The sequence below is a fragment of the Rhizobium sp. P1_C7 genome (assembly GCF_056406295.1).
Genome location: NZ_JBFUAL010000008.1, coordinates 154,931 through 172,390, shown reverse-complemented (window position 1 = coordinate 172,390; position 17,460 = coordinate 154,931). Strand labels below are relative to the sequence as shown.

The following is a 17,460-nucleotide window of genomic DNA, read 5'->3' as shown; positions in this document are numbered from 1 at the left end:
CCGGTCGGAAGTCTGCAAGCCCCGAAGTTCGTTGGGAGGAGAATAAACATGCGTAAGACAATGTATGGCTTGGCGGTTGCGGCGGCCTTGCTCGCCGGCGTCGCCCACGCCGAAGACAAGAAAGTGACGATCGGCGTTTCCATTCCGGCAGCCGACCACGGCTGGACCTCGGGCGTGGTGTTCCATGCCGAGCGGGTTGCCAAGCTTTTGATGGCCGAGCATCCTGGCCTCAACGTCATCGTCAAGACATCGCCTGATGCGGCGAGCCAGGCGAATGCGGTGCAGGACCTTGCAACGCAGGGCATGGACGCTCTCGTCATCCTGCCGTCCGATCCGGATCCGCTTGTCAACGCCATCAAGGAAGTGAAGAGCAAGGGCACCTTCGTCGCACTCGTCGACCGCGCACCAAGCGCGAACGACGATTCCGTCCGGGATATCTACATCGCCGGAAATAACCCCGCGCTCGGCGAAGTCGCTGGCAAGTACATCAAGGACACCACCCCTGATGCACAGGTCGTCGTCATCCGCGGTCTGCCGATCCCGATCGATCAGCAGCGCCAAGATGGCTTCGACAAGGGTATCGCCGGCTCAAACGTCAAGGTCCTCGACCGCCAGTTCGGCAACTGGAACCGCGACGATGCCTTCAAGGTGATGCAGGACTACCTGACCAAGTACCCGAAGATCGATGTAGTTTGGTGCCAGGATGACGACATGGCCGTGGGTGTGCTGCAGGCGATCGAGCAGGCGAAGCGTACCGACATCCAATATGTCGTCGCCGGCGCCGGCTCCAAGGACATGGTCAAGAAGGTCATGGACGGCGACAAGCTGATCCCCGTAGACGTTCTCTATCCGCCGGCGATGGTTGGCACGGCAATGGAACTGACCGCTGCTTCGCTCTACGATCAGGTTCCGGTTCGCGGCACCTATATCCTTGACGCGACGCTGGTGACGAAGGACAACGCGAAGGACTTCTACTTCCCGGATTCTCCGTTCTGATCCTTGCGAGGATTGAGGCGCTCATCCGAAGGGGTGGGCGCCTTTCCCGATGACTATTGCGGTAGACCGGCGCTTGCGAGGTCGGCGGTGAACTGCTCGACGAAAGCCTCGGTCATGGTGGCGTTGTCACCGAAATAAAACTCGCGCCGCGCCGCAGCGAGGTTCATTCCCGGGCGGAAACGATGAAGCGTTCCGATTGCTTCCCTTGCCTCGTCGACTTTGCCCTGCCGTCCAAGAACCGCCACCAGAATCATCGCCGGCCAGAAGGTTACGTTCGGGGAACGCAGCGATGCGCGCGCGGCCTGGGCAGCGTCCGCCATATTGCCCAGCTGATAATGGGCGATCGCAAGCATATTGTAGAAAGTCCACAAATGCGGATCACGGGGACTGAGGCGAAAGGCTTCCTTGATTTCCGGCATTCCCTCCTCGGGCCGCTGGATGTAGCACAGAGCCTGACCGAGCGCGAAATGCGCCTGGGCGAAACTGTGGTCCAATTCTATCGCATTGCGAAGATGGGCAATTCCGGCCGCGGTCGCGCCGTCAAGCGCAAGCGCCCGGCCAAGCGCCAGATGTGCCGCCGGCTCTTTCTGGTCGAGCGCGATCGCACGCTCGGCAAGATCGATCGCCTCGCATATGCGTCCGGCGCGGTCATCGATGGAGCCATACCAGCCGAGCTGGATATGCACATAGGCAAGGCGCGCCAGCGCCAGCGCAAACGTCGGATCAATGCGGATTGCCTGTTCGAACAGCTCCTTGGATGTATTGAGCTCGTCGAGCGTGAATTTATAGAGGTGCCAGAGGCCCTTGAGGTAGATCTCCCACGCGGTCATGTCGACTGCCGAACGTCCGCGAAGGGCAGCGAATTCGATGGTGCCGAGTTCCGGTTCGATCGTCCCGGTAATCTCGGAAGCGATTTCGTCCTGAACGTCGAAAATGTCAGCGAGCGTGCGGTCGTAGCGCTCCGCCCAGAGCAGCGTTCCGTCGCTGCCGTTGAGCAGCTGAGCCGTGATCCGGATCTTGGTGTTCGACCGTCGAACGCTGCCTTCCAGCACGTATTTCACGCCGAGCTCTTCAGCGACCCTGCGGGCATCCATTGCGCGTCCCTTATAGCTGAAGGACGAGTTGCGCGCGGCCACGAGCAGCCACCGGCAGCGCGCAAGCGTTGCGATCAGCTCGTCGGTAAATCCGTCCGAAAAGTGTTCCTGCCCTTCCACGCTCGACATGTTGGCGAACGGCAGGACCGCAATCGAGGGTCGCTTCTGGATCGGCAATGGAGCGGCAGTGGGCACCTCGGGGACGGTCTCGTCCTGTCCGGCCGGCGACCAACGCCAAACACGCACGGGATGATCGATGTTCTTGAGCCTGCGGTTGCCAAAGTCGGTTGCCCTGAAGTCCAGTTGGGAGCTGACCTGATCGCAAACCTGTTGCGAGACGCAGATCCCGCCCGGCGGAGCCAGCCCCTGCAACCGAGCGGCGACGTTGACCCCGTCGCCGTAGATGTCGTCGTCTTCGGCCAGGATGTCGTCGAGGTGGATGCCGATGCGCCAAAGCATCCGGCGCTCCGTGGCGACGCCCTCGTTGCGCAGGACGATTGCGTTCTGGATCTCCATCGCGCAGCTCAGGGCATCCACAACGCTGGCGAACTCCGCAAGCGTCCCGTCGCCGATGAATTTCACGACATGCCCGTTGTTGCGCGTGATCGCGGGAACGATGATCTCGGAGTTGCGCGCCTTCAACGTCGCGAATGTCCCTGCTTCATCGAGGCCCATCAGCCGGGAGAAGCCGACAACATCGGCATCCAAGATTGCTGCCAGTCGCCGCGTCATCCGCCAACCTCCTGGTCCGAAGAGGATATCACGGGACGAGGGGAAGTTCCATCAAACGAACCTGTGTGCCGTCTCGACCACGGCATGGGGCGGCTCGCCGCTGGCCGATGGAGGCAAGAAATGCGGTACGTACGTCTTGCGGGCGAGGGCATGCCGTGATTAAGTCCGGACCTTCGATTTTCGCCCACTGGGCAAATCTGCCGTCCAGCTGGAATCGGCTTGCGGACGGCAAACTAAGTGGTAGAACTCTACCAGAAACGTTTACGGTCAATGTTCAGGGAGGAATCTGACATGAAAACGATCAAAGGCCCCGGCTTGTTCCTCGGGCAGTTTGCGGGCGATGCTGCACCTTTCAACTCGTGGGATTCGATTACCAAATGGGCCGCCGACATCGGTTACAAGGGCGTGCAGGTTCCTACCTGGGCGAGCCAGCTGATCGATCTTAAGAAGGCTGCGTCTTCCAAGGATTATTGCGACGAGTTTGCCGGCAAGGCGCGTGAAAACGGCGTCGAGATCACAGAGCTTTCGACCCATCTGCAGGGGCAGCTGGTTGCCGTTCATCCGGCCTATGACGAAGCTTTCGACGGCTTTGCCGCACCCGAAGTGCGTGGAAACCCGAAGGCCCGTCAGGAATGGGCGGTCGAGCAGGTGAAGATGGCACTGACAGCCTCCAAGCACCTCGGTATCAAGGCCCATGCGACCTTCTCGGGCGCGCTTGCCTGGCCGTTCATCTATCCGTGGCCGCAGCGCCCGGCCGGTCTTGTCGAGACCGCCTTCGACGAGCTTGCTCGTCGCTGGAAGCCGATCCTCGATCACGCCGATGCCAACGGCGTCGACGTGTGCTATGAGATCCATCCCGGCGAAGACCTGCATGACGGCATCACCTTCGAGATGTTCCTCGAGCGTGTCGGCAATCATCCGCGCGCCAACATGCTCTACGATCCGTCGCACTATGTCCTGCAATGCCTCGACTATCTCGACAACATCGACATCTACAAAGACCGCATCAAGATGTTCCACGTCAAGGATGCCGAGTTCAATCCGACGGGACGTCAGGGCGTCTACGGCGGTTATCAGGGCTGGGTCGAACGTGCCGGCCGCTTCCGGTCGCTCGGCGATGGCCAGGTCGATTTCGGTGCGGTGTTCTCGAAAATGACGGCCAACAATTTCGACGGCTGGGCCGTGGTCGAATGGGAATGCGCGCTGAAGCATCCGGAAGACGGTGCCCGCGAGGGCGCCGAGTTCGTCAAGGCGCACATCATCCGCGTCACCGAGAAGGCGTTCGACGACTTCGCCGGCAGCGGCACGGACCAGGCGGCGAACAGACGGATGCTCGGGCTTTAAAGACAAGACCCCTCCCCAACCCTCCCCACAAGGGGGAGGGACGTGGCTGCGGCGCTGCCGCGAGTCTTCTCCCCCGCGGGGGAGATGCCCGGCAGGGCAGAGGGGAGATATCTCGAGCTATCAGATTTTCAGGAGGAACCAATGGCAATCGAAGCATCATCGGAACATACGCGCGAGCCGCGCATCCGCCTCGGCATGGTCGGCGGCGGCGCCGGCGCCTTCATCGGTGCGGTGCACCGTATCGCCGCCCGCATCGACGACCAGTATGAACTCATTGCGGGCGCGCTGTCGTCCACGCCTGAGAAGGCGATGGCATCGGGCCGCGATCTCGGTCTCGACCCGTCACGCACCTATTCCAGCTATCGCGAGATGGCGATCCGCGAAGCAAAGCTGAAGAACGGCATCGAGGCGGTCTCGATCGTCACGCCGAACCATGTGCACTACGACGCTGCCAAGGAATTCTTGCGCCGCGGCATCCATGTCATCTGCGATAAGCCGCTGACGTCGAACCTGGCGGACGCCAAGAAGCTGAAGAAGGTGGCCGACGAGAGCGGCGCGCTCTTCATCCTGACGCACAACTACACGGGCTACCCTATGGTCCGTCAGGCGCGCGAGATGATCGCCAGCGGCGAACTCGGCGATATCCGCATCGTGCAGGCCGAGTATCCGCAGGACTGGTTGACGGAAGCGGTTGAACAGAGCGGCGCCAAGCAGGCCGTCTGGCGCACCGACCCGGCTCAGTCGGGCGCGGGCGGTTCGACAGGCGACATCGGCACGCATGCCTACAACCTCGCCTCCTTCGTTTCCGGTCTCGAACTCGACAGCCTTGCTGCCGATCTCGACAGCTTCGTCGAGGGCCGCCGTCTCGACGACAACGCTCACGTCATGCTGCGCTTCAAGGCGAAGGGCAGCGAGAAGCCGGCCAAGGGCATGCTCTGGTGCAGCCAGGTGGCGCCCGGTCACGAGAACGGCTTGAAGGTGCGAGTCTACGGCACCAAGGGCGGTCTCGAATGGGTGCAGGCGGATCCGAACTATCTCTGGTACACGCCGTTTGGCGAGTCGAAGCGCCTGATCACTCGCAACGGTGCAGGCTCCGGGCCGGCTGCGGCCCGCGTCTCGCGCATTCCGTCGGGTCACCCCGAAGGATATCTCGAAGCGTTCGCCACGATCTATACGGAAGCCGCTCATGCCATCAACGCCCACAAAAAGGGCAAGGCTGTCGACAAGGACGTGGTCTATCCGACAGTCGACGACGGCGTAAAGGGCGTGGCATTCGTTGACGCCTGTGTTGCGTCTTCGAAGAAGAACGGCGCCTGGGTCAAAGTCTAGGCCTCAATCGGCTTTGGCACGCTCCGTCTGACTTGCCAATTGTCTCGAAATGGATCCTCGCCTCAAGAGGCGAGGATGACGGAGTGATCGCACTTGTTCATTCACCCGCGCATGCGCGGGGTGCTTTGCTGTGACGAGCGAGGGGTGAGGGAGGTCGTGGGGGGGGGCGCAGCAGACTGCCACCATTTTGCGCAGGGTTGGCTGTCGGGGTACGATCTGAACAGTTCCACACCGATCTGCAACGTTGCAGTTTTGTCATGGACTCTCTGTACTTTGCGATCCGTCTTGGCTAAACCGCCGCCAAAATGGTCAATCCACAACTTCAAGGACGGGATTCCAGATGATCGCTCCGAAGACTCTCGCCGCCCGCTTTCCGGGCGATTTCACCTTTGGCGTCGCAACGGCCGCCTTCCAGATCGAGGGTGCCAGCAAGGCCGATGGCCGAAAGCCGTCGATCTGGGATGCGTTCTGCAACATGCCGGGCCGCGTCTATGGCCGCCACAATGGCGACATCGCCTGCGACCACTACAATCGTCTCGATCAGGACCTCGACCTCGTCGCATCGATGGGTGTCGACGCCTATCGCTTCTCGATCGCCTGGCCGCGCATCATTCCCGACGGAACGGGTCCGGTGAACGAACGTGGGCTGGACTTCTACGATCGTCTGGTCGACGGATGCAAGGCGCGGGGCATCAAGACGTACGCCACGCTCTACCACTGGGACCTGCCGCTGACGCTGATGGGCGAGGGTGGCTGGACCGCCCGCTCGACGGCCCATGCCTACCAGCGCTACGCCAAGACCGTGATGGCGCGCCTCGGCGACCGTCTCGACAGCGTCGCGACCTTCAACGAGCCGTGGTGCATCGTCTGGCTCAGCCACCTCTACGGCATTCACGCCCCGGGCGAGCGCAACATGCAGGCAGCGCTCCATGCTATGCACTACATGAATCTTGCCCATGGCCTCGGGGTCGAAGCGATCCGTTCTGAAGCGCCAAACGTGCCCGTCGGCCTGGTGCTCAATGCTTCGTCGGTCATTCCGGGATCGGATAGCGCTGCCGACCGGGCGGCTGGCGAACGCGCGCACCAGTTCCACAATGGTGCCTTCTTCGATCCTGTGTTCAAGGGCGAGTATCCGAAGGAGTTCCTGGCCGCGCTGGGCGAGCGCATGCCGATCGTCGAGGATGGCGACTTGGCGATCATCAATCAGAAGCTCGACTGGTGGGGCCTCAACTATTACACGCCCCTGCGCGTTGCCGACGATCCCGCAAAGACCGGAGACTTCCCCTGGACGATCGAAGCGCCGCGGGCCAGCGACGTAAAGACCGACATCGGCTGGGAGGTCTATGCACCTGGTCTGAAGAACGTTGTCGAGGATCTCTATCGCCGCTACGAACTGCCGGAATGCTACATCACAGAGAACGGCGCCTGCTACAACATGGACGTTGTCAATGGTGAGGTGGACGACCAGCCGCGTCTCGATTACTACAGCGATCACCTCACAGTTGTCGCCGACCTGATCAAGGACGGCTATCCGATGCGCGGCTACTTTGCCTGGAGTCTGATGGACAATTTCGAATGGGCGGAGGGCTACAAGATGCGCTTCGGCCTCGTTCACGTCGACTACGATACGCAGGTACGCACCGTCAAGAAAAGCGGCAAATGGTATGCCGACCTTGCGACGCAGTTCCCGAAGGGCAATCACAAGCGCGCCTGAGGGCGCGACCGATGGCGCGAATCGTCGTCGTGCTTTAAACCGGGCTCATGGATCGGAAACCCCTCTTCCTCTATGCGCTCTGTGGCAGCCAGCGAAAGGCCTCGACCAATCGCCAGCTGCTCGAAGCTCTCAGGGATCATGCGCCCGAGGGTGTAAGCATTGAAATTTGTGAGTTGATCGGCGACCTGCCGATCTTTAATCCGGACCTGGAGGGCGAGAATACACCCGCGATCGTCAGCCGGTTCGCCGCAAGCGTCCGCGCTGCCGACGGGATCGTCGTCGCTTGCCCGGAATATGCGCACGGGTTGCCGGGCGGGCTCAAAAACGCGCTTGATTGGTTGGTCTCTGGGGACGAAGTTCCCTTCAAACCCGTCATGATTGCCCACGCCTCGCATCGCGGCGGCATTGTGCTGGAGCAATTGACCGAGGTGTTGAGGACCATGTCCCTTTCTCTCGTCCCGGCTGCATTTTTGCGTGTCGGTCTGCTCGGCAAAACCGACAGCGCGCGGGCGGCCTGCCTCCGCGAATGCTCTGAAAAGGGCATCTTGACCGCGGCACTTACAAGTTTCTGCGATGCAATCGATCACACCAAGCGCTGAGCGCTTCGGCGATTGCTATTCAACACATTGAAGCACAAGCGTTTCCCTCGATATGCATATGATAAAAAAACGTTGAATGGTGACCCGTCGTAGCACCGCCTTAACCGTTTTTTGAGTGTTGCCGGCCAGTATTTCCCGACTGGGGAGAATGCATGGCGTCGATTTTCAGCATGAAAAGACGAGTTTTAAGTGCCGGCCGTCACACAACCGTGACGGGCGTGTTGTTTTCCTTTGCCATCGTCGTGGCCGTTGTCACCACGATGGTCCTGAACGCTTTGGATCACGTGGCCCAGAAATCCAATGTGCTGGATGACGAGCGCTCGCGGGAGACGATGTCGGGCGCCTTGCAGACCTTCGTTGCGCAGCTCGCAGCCACGCTCAACGATTATGCGGCCTGGGACGATGCCGCCGCCAACGTCTACGCCGAGGACGGCCTGTCTTGGACCATTTCGAACTACGGCGAGATGTCCGTCAACAGTTCGCTCTTCGACATGGCGATCGTGGTCGGCGACGACCGGAAGCCGATCACGGCCTATCGCGACGGCAAGCCGATGGACGGTTCGCTCGATGACTTTTTTGCCCCGTCGCTCTGGACGCTCTTTGACAAAGTGAAGGCGGCGGGCCCGCGGGATACGCCGGAGGCAAGCGGCTTCGTGGCAACGAAATCCGGTATCGCCGTCGTCGGCGTGGCACTCGTGCGTGAAAAGTCAGGCGCCCTCGACGTCCCGCCCAACCGCCATCGGTATCTGATATTTGCCCGGCATCTCAATGCCCACAGGATCGAGGAGCTTGGGACGACCTATGTGATCGCCGGCCTGAGGAAGGTCGCGCCCGATTTTGCCGCGGGCTACTCCGTTAACATCGAAGATGCACAGGGCAAATCCCTTGGAAAACTCATCTGGACGCCGCGAGCGCCCGGCGACATCGGATACAGCGAGGTGCGGCCGAAGGTCGTACAAGCCCTCTGCCTGGTCGGGCTGTTCTTCTTCGTCCTTCTCATCATCGGCTGGATGGCGGGTCGCCGACTGAAGGCCGAGGAGGTCAACGCGCGCGCGGACGCGCTTCGCGACCGATTGAGCGGTCTTTTGAACCGGGATGGGCTGCGGCAAGCTGTGGACGCCTTGGTCGCAACCGCGGCGCAGACGCAGCAGAATGTGCAGGTTCTCTATCTCGATCTCGATGGCTTCAAGGAGGTGAACGATGCCTACGGACATGGCACGGGTGACCAGTTGATCCGGGCCGTGGCGGCAGGCCTCAAGGTCCTCATTCCCCATGGCGCAGTGCTGGCGCGCATCGGTGGCGACGAATTCGCGATCGCCTTTGCCTCGAAAGACGCGGAGGCCGCCGCGCTGCAGCTCTCCGAACATATCCTCGACTTCCTTGCCGAGCCGCTGGAAATCGGCCGTCGCGTCGTGGTAATTGGCGCAAGCATCGGGATAGCGGTGTCACCCGGCGGCACCGTCGAACGCGAAGAACTGGTGCGCCGCGCCGATCTGGCGATGTATAAGGCCAAGGAGGCCGGCCGCGCTCGCATGACGCTCTACGATCCGGCCATGGACGCGGATCGTGAGGAGCGCAACGCCCTTGAGTTGGACCTGCGCATGGCAATAGAAGGCGGCGACCTGACGCTTGCCTACCAGCCGCTGATCGATGCTGCGAGCCATGAAATGACGGGCGTCGAGGCGCTGGTGCGCTGGAACCGCCCCGGACATGGGCCGGTATCGCCGGAGGTCTTCATTCCCGTCGCCGAAACGAGCGGGCTGATCGAGGCACTCGGCCTCTTCGTGCTGCGAAAGGCGTGCGAAACTGCCAAGCAATGGCCGGAGCTGCGCATTTCAGTCAACGTGTCGCCCGGCCAGTTCCGCAATCCCGCCTTCACCGACTATGTCCGCTACGTGCTGCGGCAGACCGATATCGAGGCAAAGCGCGTTACGCTTGAGGTCACCGAAGGATACATGATCCAGAATCCCCAGCGTACGCGCCAGTCGATCGAGCGGTTGAAGACGCTTGGCGTCGCCATTGCGCTCGACGATTTCGGCTCGGGCTTCTCATCCATCGGCTATCTGCGCCAGTTCGGCTTCGACCGCATCAAGATCGATCGTTCGCTGGTGATGCAGATTCAGGAAAGCGACAGCCAGCGCGAGATGCTGCAGGCAACGGTCGCGCTGGCGCGTTCGCTGGATATTCCGGTGACAGCCGAAGGCATCGAAACCGAAGAGCAGGCCATCATCGTCCGGCTTTTCGGTTGCGACACCCTGCAAGGCTATTTCTTCGGCAGGCCGATGCCGGCCGAACAGATCACCGAAAGGCTGCTTGAAACGCGCGCCCGCAAAAGGAACAGGCATCGCACGAACGCCGCCTAGGCTAAATCAGGATGAGGCGAAAACCGCGCGCACCTTTCGCCATCCCCTTCTACGTCCCGATATGTTTCTGCCCGCGCTGCTTGGCGAGCGCTATCTGATGCTGGCGCTGGCGATAGCGCAACCGGTCGTCTTCACTGCGCGTGTCGTAGCAGTGGCTGCAGGAAACGCCTTCCTCGTAGTAGGGGGAGGTAATCTCTTCAGCGGTGATCGGGTTGCGGCAAGCGTGGCAGAGCTTGTGCTCGCCTTCCTTCAGCCCGTGCTCCACCGAAACCCGCTCGTCGAAGACGAAGCAGGCGCCATCCCAGAGGCTTTCGTCCTGCGGCACCTCCTCAAGGTACTTCAAGATGCCGCCCTTGAGGTGATAGACCTCGTCGAAGCCCTGATCCTTCATGAAGGCGGTCGCCTTTTCGCAGCGGATTCCGCCGGTGCAGTACATGGCGATCTTCGGCTTGTTGTGCAGGCCGGTGTTCTGGCGCACCCATTCGGGAAATTCGCGGAACGTCTTCGTCTGCGGGTCGAGCGCGCCACGGAAGGTGCCGATCGCCGTTTCATAGTCGTTGCGGGTATCGATGACGATCGTATCGGGATCTGAGATCAGTGCATTCCAGTCCTGCGGCGCGACATATGTGCCGACCACCTTGTTGGGGTCGATGTTATCGACGCCCATGGTGACGATCTCTTTCTTGAGCTTCACCTTCATGCGCAGGAACGGCATCCGCGATGCGCGGCTTTCCTTGTGCTCCAGGCTCGCAAACTCGGGCTGATCGCGCAGATGGGCAAGCACCGCCCTGACGCCGTCGTCGGGGCCGCCGATGGTGCCGTTGATGCCTTCGTGGGCGAGCAGGAGCGTGCCCTTGACGCCGTTCTTCTCGCACAGCGCCTGCAGCGGCTCACGCAAGCTCTCGAACCGCGGCACGGAGACGAAATGATAAAGGGCCGCGACGAGGAATGGGCTCGCCACGGACGTCGGTTGGTTCACAGGGTCTGTCATGCGGCTGGAAATACAGGTTTCAGCGCGCAAGCGCAATCGTCGTGCATTCGACGATAGTCAGGCGCCGTAGGCGATCCAGAGCAGTTCGATGCGGCTTGCTTCGTCCTGCGCATTGTCGCCGAAAATATCCTCGGCGGCATCAAGGGCGGCTTGCCGGTCCTGCTGTTGATGGAAAATGATGGCGTATAGCAGATGAGCGAGATCATCGGCATTGTCGAAATGGTGATGCTCGGTTTCCACGAGGTCGCAGAGCAATTCGAGATCGTAGACGCGGCCGAGCAGGTCGATCAAGTGGCTCACGACGTCGTGTTTTGCAGCCATCGCGGCGGGCCAGAGCGGGCTGAGAAGCTTGTGAAAGGCTCGATAGTCCTGGGTCCGCTTGCGCAGCGTGTGAAATGCTTCCGACGATACTCTTGCCTGACACACACCAAGCGCTTTGCGTGCCTTGCGGATCGTATCGCTCCAGCCTCTCGCCATCAACCGTCCGTGCTTTTTGTGGCCTCCGGCGAAATGGATTTCGCCGGAGGCGTTGATTGCGGCCTTCAGCGCCACGATCGTTTCAGGCACCATTGCTTCGACATCGGTGTGGGCGGCGGCAATCTGATCGCGTCGAGCGGCGAGTACCGCGACGATGCGGCCAATTGCCTCAGCCTCGTCGGCATCGCGCGCGCGGTCTTGCAGATAGGTTGCCGTCTCCACCAGTGCCGCGGCGTCGCGGAGGGTCGAGAGTGATGCCGCAATATCGCGCAGGCGCGCGTTCTCCCGCGCGTAGAATTTTGGCATTTCCCTTGAAGCGAGACGGTAGAGCGAGCGGACGCGCTTCAGCCGCTTGCGGGCCTCGTGGATGGCGTCATCAAGACCCTGCGGCCGTTCATCGAGAATCTTTATCGCGTGACGCAGCTGGCGCCGCGCGGCCTTGTGATACTGAACCGTGAAGGCGCGGTCAGGCCGTATGCTGAAGGGCATGCCGGTCGCGCTCGAATTCCGTTGCTAGCGCCTGATTCGAGTAACGAAAATCGCCGGTTACCTCGCGGCCCAGCCATGCCGGCAGTTCGGGCTTGTCGCTTTCCGACCGCATTTCGACTTCGGCGATCACCAGTCCGCCGTGCCGGCCCGAAAACACGTCGACTTCCCAAACGAAACCTTCGTGCGGGACACGGTAGCGCGTCTTTTCGATCACCACGCCGATCGCATCGTCGAGAAGCTGCTCGGCATCCGCAACCGGGATATCGTATTCGAATTCTTCCCGGGTGATGCTGCTGCGGCCGATTTTGATCGTCAGCCGAGCCTTCTTGTCGTCGAGCACACGGACGCGGACGGAGCGATCATCCATCGACGCGATATAACCCTGCCGCAGGATGGATTTTCCTTCGGCTCCGGCGCGCCAGCCATCGTTGCGTACCAGGAATTTTCGCTCGATCTCTTTCGCCATGTCTGGTGTACCTTCTGTGACGATTGTAACACGCTAGCGCAATTCTTTCGACGTTGATACCCATTCCATTCCAAACATGGCTTCGGTCTCGACAAAGTCTACCCTTGGCGTTATTCGGAACTCGGATTTCAATCGTTTAGAAGGAAACATCGGCTATGGGCGAGAAGACAGAAAAGCTCCTTTCAATCCTGAAACTTCAGCCTGTCGTTCCGGTTCTCGTCGTCGACGACGTCAAGTCGGCCGTGCTTTTGTCGCGCGCGCTCGTTGCCGGCGGCCTCAGAGCGATCGAAATCACCATGCGCACGCCGGCCGCCCTCGATGCCGTTCGCGCCGTGGCGGATGAAGTCGAAGGCGCCGAAGTCGGTGCGGGGACGATCCTCAACGTCGCTCATTGGGAAGCTGCGGTTGCGGCGGGCTCCAAATTCATCGTCAGCCCCGGCACGACGCAAGAGCTGCTCGACGCTGCACGAGCTTCCACCGTACCCCTTCTGCCGGGTGCCGCCACGGCGAGCGAAGTGATGGCGTTGCGCGAAGAGGGCTACCGGGTTCTCAAGTTCTTTCCGGCTGAGCAGGCAGGGGGCGCCGCCTATCTCAAGGCGCTTTCCTCGCCGCTTGCCGGCACGCTCTTCTGCCCGACCGGCAGCATCTCGCTGAACAACGCCCGCGACTACCTGTCGCTGCCGAACGTTGTCTGCGTCGGCGGCTCGTGGGTCGCTCCCAAGGAATTGATCGCTGCGGGCGACTGGGCCGGGATCACCAAGCTTGCTGCAGAGGCCGCTGCGCTGAAGGCCTGAGGCTTGTCGTTTGCCATCCGCTGCATACGGGCGGCTTGCCGCCCGTAGTTGTATTTGCGCTATCGCTTCCTATCTCCCTTTAGCTTTTAAAGACAGGGAGACGATGAGGAATGTTCGACGCGAAGAAGCTTCTTGAGCAGTTTCTGGGCTCGCAGGTGCCGGGCGTGGGCGGCAGCGTCCGCGACCGGGCCGGCGGTGTGGTCCAGATGGCAAAGGATAATCCCTGGAAGACCGGCGCGCTCGCTACCGCGATCCTCGGTACGAAGACGGGACGCGATATCGCCGGAAATGCGCTGGCCATCGGCGGCCTTGCTGCGATTGCGGGCCTCGGATACCAGGCCTACAAGAACTATCAGGCCGGCCAAGCGCCCGCCCAGGCACCCGTCACGCCTGCAGATGCTCCGGCCACGACGCACGCAGTTCTGCCGCCACCGTCCGATTCCGGATTCGGCGCTGCATCCCCCGCCCAAAGCAACGAATTCGTCCTGGTGCTGATCCGGTCAATGATTGCCGCCGCCAAGGCTGATGGCCATATCGACGACGCAGAGCGGGCGCTGATCTTCGACAAGATCAAGGCTGCCGACATCAGCGGCGAAGCGGCGGCTTTCGAACGTGAACTTACGCAGCCGACCGATCTGGATGCACTAATTGCCGCGGCGGTCACCGAAGAGCAGCGTGTCGAGCTCTACACAGCCTCGCGGCTGACGATCGATCCGGATTCGCGGGCCGAGCGCGGTTATCTTGATCTGCTTGCCGGGCGCCTCAGGCTTCCTGATGCGCTGGTCGATCATATCGACGCCACCGTGTCTTCCGCTAAGATCAGCCTTTGAGTGTGACGAGCGGGCCGGTTGCCTTTCGCGGGCAGCTGGCCTAAGGCCATCTCCTCATCGAGAGGAGTGCATGGCATGGCTGATCTGAAATCCGAAAGTCGTTCGCAGGCAATTGCCGCGGCCGTCATCCTCGTTTGCGCCGGCCTCGTCATCTACTTCATGCCGGCGATCGTTCTCTGGATCGGAAATTATTCCCCTTGGCTCGCAACGGCTGTCGGCATCTGCCTGGTGATGGCCTTTTTTGTCGTCTTCTGGTTGCGGGCGCGGTATCAGCGGAGCAAGGGGCGCTAGGTTCTGATGCTCGGCGTCTCTGCGGCTCCCCTCATCCGCTTGCCGCCACCTTCTCCCCGCCGGGGAGAAGGGTTTCGTGGCGGCATCCCGATCGGATCTCTCCTTTCTCCGCAGCCGGCAGAAAGCAGTGCGAAGGGTCGGATATGGGGGTGGCGGCATGACACAGCCAAAACGGTAGAGCTGCCTAACCTTGCAAGGAGGCGCCGAGCAGCAGGGAACCCATCGTAATAACCAGCACGGCACCGAGGATCTCGATCGCGTTGCCGATCCAGACCGAGGCCCTGGAGCCGCGGCCGGCGAGCCGCATGGCGGTGCCCTTGGCCGTGACGGCAAGAGTTGCGAGGATGGCGACCGTGATGGCCGTGCCCAGCGACATGGCGAAGACCGAGAGGATGCCGCCGAGATAGAGGCCGTTCAGCATCGAGAAGGTCAGCACCAGCAGTGCGCCCGAGCAGGGGCGAAGGCCAACCGCGACGATGGCCGACCAGGCCTCGCGGATGCTGAACGTCTCCGCTCCGAGCATGGTCGGATCTGGCATGTGCGACTGGCCGCAGGTCTCGCAGGACATGCCCGAAATGAACCGGTGCCCCGCCTGAAGCGCCTGCGTTTCGCCGAAGGCGTGGGTGTTCTTGCGGGCGTCGGCATCCTGCCAGTCGAGCATCATGCTGACGGGGCCGGCCGATATTGCCACCACATCGCGGCGTAGCATGCCTGTCATCATCGGGCGAAGCTTGCGGACGAGGAGCCAGATGCCGAAGAGGATGACCACCACGAAGCTGGCGATCTCCATCGCCTGCGTTGCAGCCGTCAGCGTTATGCCGGTGCCGCGCAACGCCACCCAGGCTACGCCGACGAGCAAGATCGCGACGATCCCCTGAACAAAGGCGGAGACGAAGGAGATCGCGACGCCGCGCTTCAACTCGATTTCGTTGGCTATCATGTAGGATGAAATCACCGCCTTGCCGTGACCGGGACCGGCGGCGTGGAAGATGCCATAGGCAAAGGAAAGCCCGATGAGCGCCGCAAGCTGCCGCGGATCCTCGCGCATGGCTTTCAGCGCGCCGGTCAAAGCGCGGTAGAAGGACTGCTGTTCGGCGTTGACGTAGAGCAGAAGCGGAGCGAGTGGGCCGCCGGTTGGTTGAAAACTCGGCTCCGAGCTGCCGATGCCGAGCGGCGATTGCGCATGTGCGGCGACAATGCCTGCCACAAGCGTCAGGGCGACAGTCCACAGGATCGGCCGAAGACGGTGCTTCAGCATGTCACGTCCAGTCTTGTGGCAAACAGCTTGGACATGTTGGTGCCGGTCGGATCGTTGAAGAAGGCATCCGTCAGCGACTGCTTGTTTTCGGCGATCACCTGGTCGGCGTCCGGCCGGACGACTTGATGCTTGCAGCTCTTCAGGGCGTCGCCGACCAGGACGAGCTCTTTGTCGGTCGGGAAGTCGATGGATGTGTAGAGTGTGGGATCGTAGACGCCGAAGGTCAGGCGTCCTTTGAGCGGCATCGTTTCCGCGGGCTTGACGGCAAAGAACATCAGAAGCTGTCCCTGCTTGTAGTCGACGTGGATGATATCGGGCTTCTGAACCTTGATGTTCTTCCCGTCGATCGTGAGATTCATGTAGTAGTCGTAGTCCACCAGCGAATCCCGCACCGTCTTGCCGACCTCGGCAAGCTCGTTCGGGTCCAGCTTCAGGTCGGTGTTCTTGTCGAAGTCCATGACGACGGAGGAGGAAAAGACCTCGTCGAAGCGCCAGACGTTTCGCAGCTCCGAAATGGTGCCGTCATCGCCGGCGACGACTTCCAGCCGAGCCTCGACGAAGACATGCGGATGCGCGAAGGCAGCGGCAGGCAGGAGCGACAGCAGCGACGCCGTCAGGAGGGTTGATTTTCTCATACGTCCGGTTACCGCGCGATCCCGTTGTTCAGTTTGATTCCTAGCAGAAATTGGGACGGAATTGGGACCGGCCCCCTGCGACAAACCTGTCAGGGATGCTTCTTGAACCAGTTGTGAAGATAGTCGACGAAAATGCGCACTTTGGCAGGCAGGTAGCGGCGGTGCGGGTAAACGGCATAGATGCCGCGATCTGTTGGCATGTAGTCGTTGAACAGCGTTACCAGCTCGCCGCTCTCGATCGGCTTACGGGCGATGAAGTCGGGGATGAAAGCGATGCCGATACCGGCCAGAGCCGCGCGCAAGGTCGCGTGCGGACTGTTGACCTCCAGCGGACCTGAGACTGCGACCGCAAAGGAGGTATTGTCCGGATTGTGGAAGCGGATGCTCCCCTGGGTGCGCGAATTCGTATCGACAACGAACGGCACGTTGGAAATATCCGAGGGATGCTGGATGTTGGGATAGCGCTCCAGGAACTCCGGCGTCGCGCAGAGATGGATGCGAAAATCCGAGATCTTGCGGGCGATCATGCCTGAATCCTCAAGCTTGGTGACCCGCACCGCGACATCGAAGCCTTCCTCTATCAGGTCTACGAACCGGTCGTCGGCGGCGATCTCCAGCGACAGATCCGGGTTCTCCTTGGCGAAATCGATCAGCGACTGGCCGACGTCGGCATCGACGAAGGTACGCGGCACCGAGACTTTCAACCTGCCCTTCAGCTGAGCGTTGTTCTCGCGTACGAGATCTGCGAGGTTGTCGATCTCTTTCAGGATGTCGGAAGCGGTGCGATAATAGGTATGGCCGGCCTCGGTCATGGAGAATTGGCGGGTGGTGCGGTTGAGCAGCAGAGCGCCCAATTCGTCCTCCAACTCGCGCACATACTTGGACAGCAATGCCTTGGAGCGGCCGGTGCGCCGCGCCGCGGCTGAAAAACCTTCCGCTTCAACGACATCGATGAAGGCCCGAATGCGGGTCAAGGTATCCATGGCTGTCCTCCGTTGTTGAGGAATATTGAACAAAATAAGCACCGTTGTTCAATTTATTTTTTTATGGGAGGGGCA

16 protein-coding genes are annotated in these 17,460 nt (G+C 61.2%); 9 read left to right on the top strand and 7 right to left on the bottom strand.

Annotated features, from left to right (window positions below; all coding sequences use genetic code 11):
- Positions 1-48 precede the first annotated feature (48 nt).
- Entirely contained in the window at positions 49-996 is a 948-nt protein-coding gene (locus tag AC1D2R_RS14850) for a substrate-binding domain-containing protein (protein ID WP_477968028.1), read from the top strand.
- A 53-nt stretch (positions 997-1,049) separates the two neighbouring features.
- Here AC1D2R_RS14850 and AC1D2R_RS14845 read toward each other — a convergent pair whose 3' ends face one another.
- Entirely contained in the window at positions 1,050-2,822 is a 1,773-nt protein-coding gene (locus tag AC1D2R_RS14845; protein ID WP_477968027.1) for an adenylate/guanylate cyclase domain-containing protein, read from the bottom strand.
- 291 nt (positions 2,823-3,113) lie between these two features.
- On the opposite strand from AC1D2R_RS14845, the gene AC1D2R_RS14840 reads away from it, so the two are divergent.
- The 5 genes from AC1D2R_RS14840 to AC1D2R_RS14820 all read left to right on the top strand — a co-directional run bounded on the left by AC1D2R_RS14840 (position 3,114) and on the right by AC1D2R_RS14820 (position 10,171).
- On the top strand, positions 3,114-4,166 hold the full coding sequence (locus tag AC1D2R_RS14840) for a sugar phosphate isomerase/epimerase family protein (protein WP_057471453.1): 1,053 nt from the start codon (positions 3,114-3,116) through the stop codon (positions 4,164-4,166).
- A 141-nt stretch (positions 4,167-4,307) separates the two neighbouring features.
- Positions 4,308-5,495 (top strand): Gfo/Idh/MocA family protein, encoded by a 1,188-nt coding sequence (locus tag AC1D2R_RS14835; protein ID WP_477968026.1) that lies wholly within the window; start codon positions 4,308-4,310, stop codon positions 5,493-5,495.
- Positions 5,496-5,835: 340 nt separating this feature from the next.
- Complete coding sequence (locus tag AC1D2R_RS14830; RefSeq protein WP_477968025.1) at positions 5,836-7,209, top strand: GH1 family beta-glucosidase; 1,374 nt, start codon at positions 5,836-5,838, stop codon at positions 7,207-7,209.
- A gap of 47 nt (positions 7,210-7,256) precedes the next feature.
- The gene (locus AC1D2R_RS14825) at positions 7,257-7,808 is read left to right on the top strand and encodes an NADPH-dependent FMN reductase (RefSeq protein WP_477968024.1); all 552 of its coding nucleotides are present in this window, start codon (positions 7,257-7,259) and stop codon (positions 7,806-7,808) included.
- Positions 7,809-7,960: 152 nt separating this feature from the next.
- A complete protein-coding gene (locus AC1D2R_RS14820) occupies positions 7,961-10,171 on the top strand; it encodes a bifunctional diguanylate cyclase/phosphodiesterase (RefSeq protein ID WP_477968023.1) in 2,211 nt (736 codons plus the stop codon).
- 49 nt (positions 10,172-10,220) lie between these two features.
- Here the strand turns inward: AC1D2R_RS14820 and trhO are convergent, their stop codons facing one another.
- From trhO to AC1D2R_RS14805, 3 genes are read right to left on the bottom strand one after another with little or no spacing between them, the layout of a single operon-like run.
- Positions 10,221-11,162, bottom strand: coding sequence for an oxygen-dependent tRNA uridine(34) hydroxylase TrhO (gene trhO / locus AC1D2R_RS14815; protein ID WP_477968022.1), 942 nt, complete (start codon positions 11,160-11,162; stop codon positions 10,221-10,223).
- Between the two features lie 57 nt (positions 11,163-11,219).
- Positions 11,220-12,128, bottom strand: coding sequence for a CHAD domain-containing protein (locus AC1D2R_RS14810; RefSeq protein WP_477968021.1), 909 nt, complete (start codon positions 12,126-12,128; stop codon positions 11,220-11,222).
- A complete protein-coding gene (locus tag AC1D2R_RS14805; protein ID WP_477968020.1) occupies positions 12,106-12,594 on the bottom strand; it encodes a CYTH domain-containing protein in 489 nt (162 codons plus the stop codon). The genes AC1D2R_RS14810 and AC1D2R_RS14805 overlap by 23 nt, the downstream gene beginning before the upstream one ends.
- Positions 12,595-12,749: 155 nt before the next feature.
- On the opposite strand from AC1D2R_RS14805, the gene AC1D2R_RS14800 reads away from it, so the two are divergent.
- From AC1D2R_RS14800 to AC1D2R_RS14790, 3 genes are all read left to right on the top strand, one after another.
- Positions 12,750-13,388 carry a 2-dehydro-3-deoxy-phosphogluconate aldolase gene (locus AC1D2R_RS14800; protein ID WP_477968019.1) on the top strand — a complete coding sequence of 213 codons (639 nt, stop codon included), beginning with the start codon at positions 12,750-12,752 and terminating at the stop codon, positions 13,386-13,388.
- Positions 13,389-13,498: 110 nt separating this feature from the next.
- Positions 13,499-14,218 (top strand): tellurite resistance TerB family protein, encoded by a 720-nt coding sequence (locus AC1D2R_RS14795; protein ID WP_477968018.1) that lies wholly within the window; start codon positions 13,499-13,501, stop codon positions 14,216-14,218.
- 84 nt (positions 14,219-14,302) lie between these two features.
- Complete coding sequence (locus AC1D2R_RS14790; protein ID WP_477968131.1) at positions 14,303-14,509, top strand: hypothetical protein; 207 nt, start codon at positions 14,303-14,305, stop codon at positions 14,507-14,509.
- Between the two features lie 184 nt (positions 14,510-14,693).
- On the opposite strand, the gene AC1D2R_RS14785 is transcribed toward AC1D2R_RS14790, so the two are convergent.
- The 3 genes from AC1D2R_RS14785 to AC1D2R_RS14775 all read right to left on the bottom strand — a co-directional run bounded on the left by AC1D2R_RS14785 (position 14,694) and on the right by AC1D2R_RS14775 (position 17,385).
- Positions 14,694-15,767, bottom strand: coding sequence for a nickel/cobalt transporter (locus AC1D2R_RS14785; protein WP_477968017.1), 1,074 nt, complete (start codon positions 15,765-15,767; stop codon positions 14,694-14,696).
- A complete protein-coding gene (locus AC1D2R_RS14780; RefSeq protein ID WP_477968016.1) occupies positions 15,761-16,402 on the bottom strand; it encodes a DUF1007 family protein in 642 nt (213 codons plus the stop codon). The genes AC1D2R_RS14785 and AC1D2R_RS14780 overlap by 7 nt, the downstream gene beginning before the upstream one ends.
- Positions 16,403-16,491: 89 nt before the next feature.
- Positions 16,492-17,385 carry a LysR family transcriptional regulator gene (locus tag AC1D2R_RS14775; protein ID WP_477968015.1) on the bottom strand — a complete coding sequence of 298 codons (894 nt, stop codon included), beginning with the start codon at positions 17,383-17,385 and terminating at the stop codon, positions 16,492-16,494.
- Between the last annotated feature and the right edge of the window lie 75 nt (positions 17,386-17,460).

Coding starts and splice junctions, on each gene's coding strand:
- trhO (WP_477968022.1), bottom strand. CDS start 11,162: ATGACAGACCCTGTGAACCAACCGACGTCCGTGGCGAGCCCATTCCTC.
- AC1D2R_RS14810 (WP_477968021.1), bottom strand. CDS start 12,128: ATGCCCTTCAGCATACGGCCTGACCGCGCCTTCACGGTTCAGTATCAC.
- AC1D2R_RS14835 (WP_477968026.1), top strand. CDS start 4,308: ATGGCAATCGAAGCATCATCGGAACATACGCGCGAGCCGCGCATCCGC.
- AC1D2R_RS14775 (WP_477968015.1), bottom strand. CDS start 17,385: ATGGATACCTTGACCCGCATTCGGGCCTTCATCGATGTCGTTGAAGCG.
- AC1D2R_RS14845 (WP_477968027.1), bottom strand. CDS start 2,822: ATGACGCGGCGACTGGCAGCAATCTTGGATGCCGATGTTGTCGGCTTC.
- AC1D2R_RS14850 (WP_477968028.1), top strand. CDS start 49: ATGCGTAAGACAATGTATGGCTTGGCGGTTGCGGCGGCCTTGCTCGCC.
- AC1D2R_RS14785 (WP_477968017.1), bottom strand. CDS start 15,767: ATGCTGAAGCACCGTCTTCGGCCGATCCTGTGGACTGTCGCCCTGACG.
- AC1D2R_RS14830 (WP_477968025.1), top strand. CDS start 5,836: ATGATCGCTCCGAAGACTCTCGCCGCCCGCTTTCCGGGCGATTTCACC.
- AC1D2R_RS14825 (WP_477968024.1), top strand. CDS start 7,257: ATGGATCGGAAACCCCTCTTCCTCTATGCGCTCTGTGGCAGCCAGCGA.
- AC1D2R_RS14840 (WP_057471453.1), top strand. CDS start 3,114: ATGAAAACGATCAAAGGCCCCGGCTTGTTCCTCGGGCAGTTTGCGGGC.
- AC1D2R_RS14820 (WP_477968023.1), top strand. CDS start 7,961: ATGGCGTCGATTTTCAGCATGAAAAGACGAGTTTTAAGTGCCGGCCGT.
- AC1D2R_RS14795 (WP_477968018.1), top strand. CDS start 13,499: ATGTTCGACGCGAAGAAGCTTCTTGAGCAGTTTCTGGGCTCGCAGGTG.
- AC1D2R_RS14780 (WP_477968016.1), bottom strand. CDS start 16,402: ATGAGAAAATCAACCCTCCTGACGGCGTCGCTGCTGTCGCTCCTGCCT.
- AC1D2R_RS14800 (WP_477968019.1), top strand. CDS start 12,750: ATGGGCGAGAAGACAGAAAAGCTCCTTTCAATCCTGAAACTTCAGCCT.
- AC1D2R_RS14805 (WP_477968020.1), bottom strand. CDS start 12,594: ATGGCGAAAGAGATCGAGCGAAAATTCCTGGTACGCAACGATGGCTGG.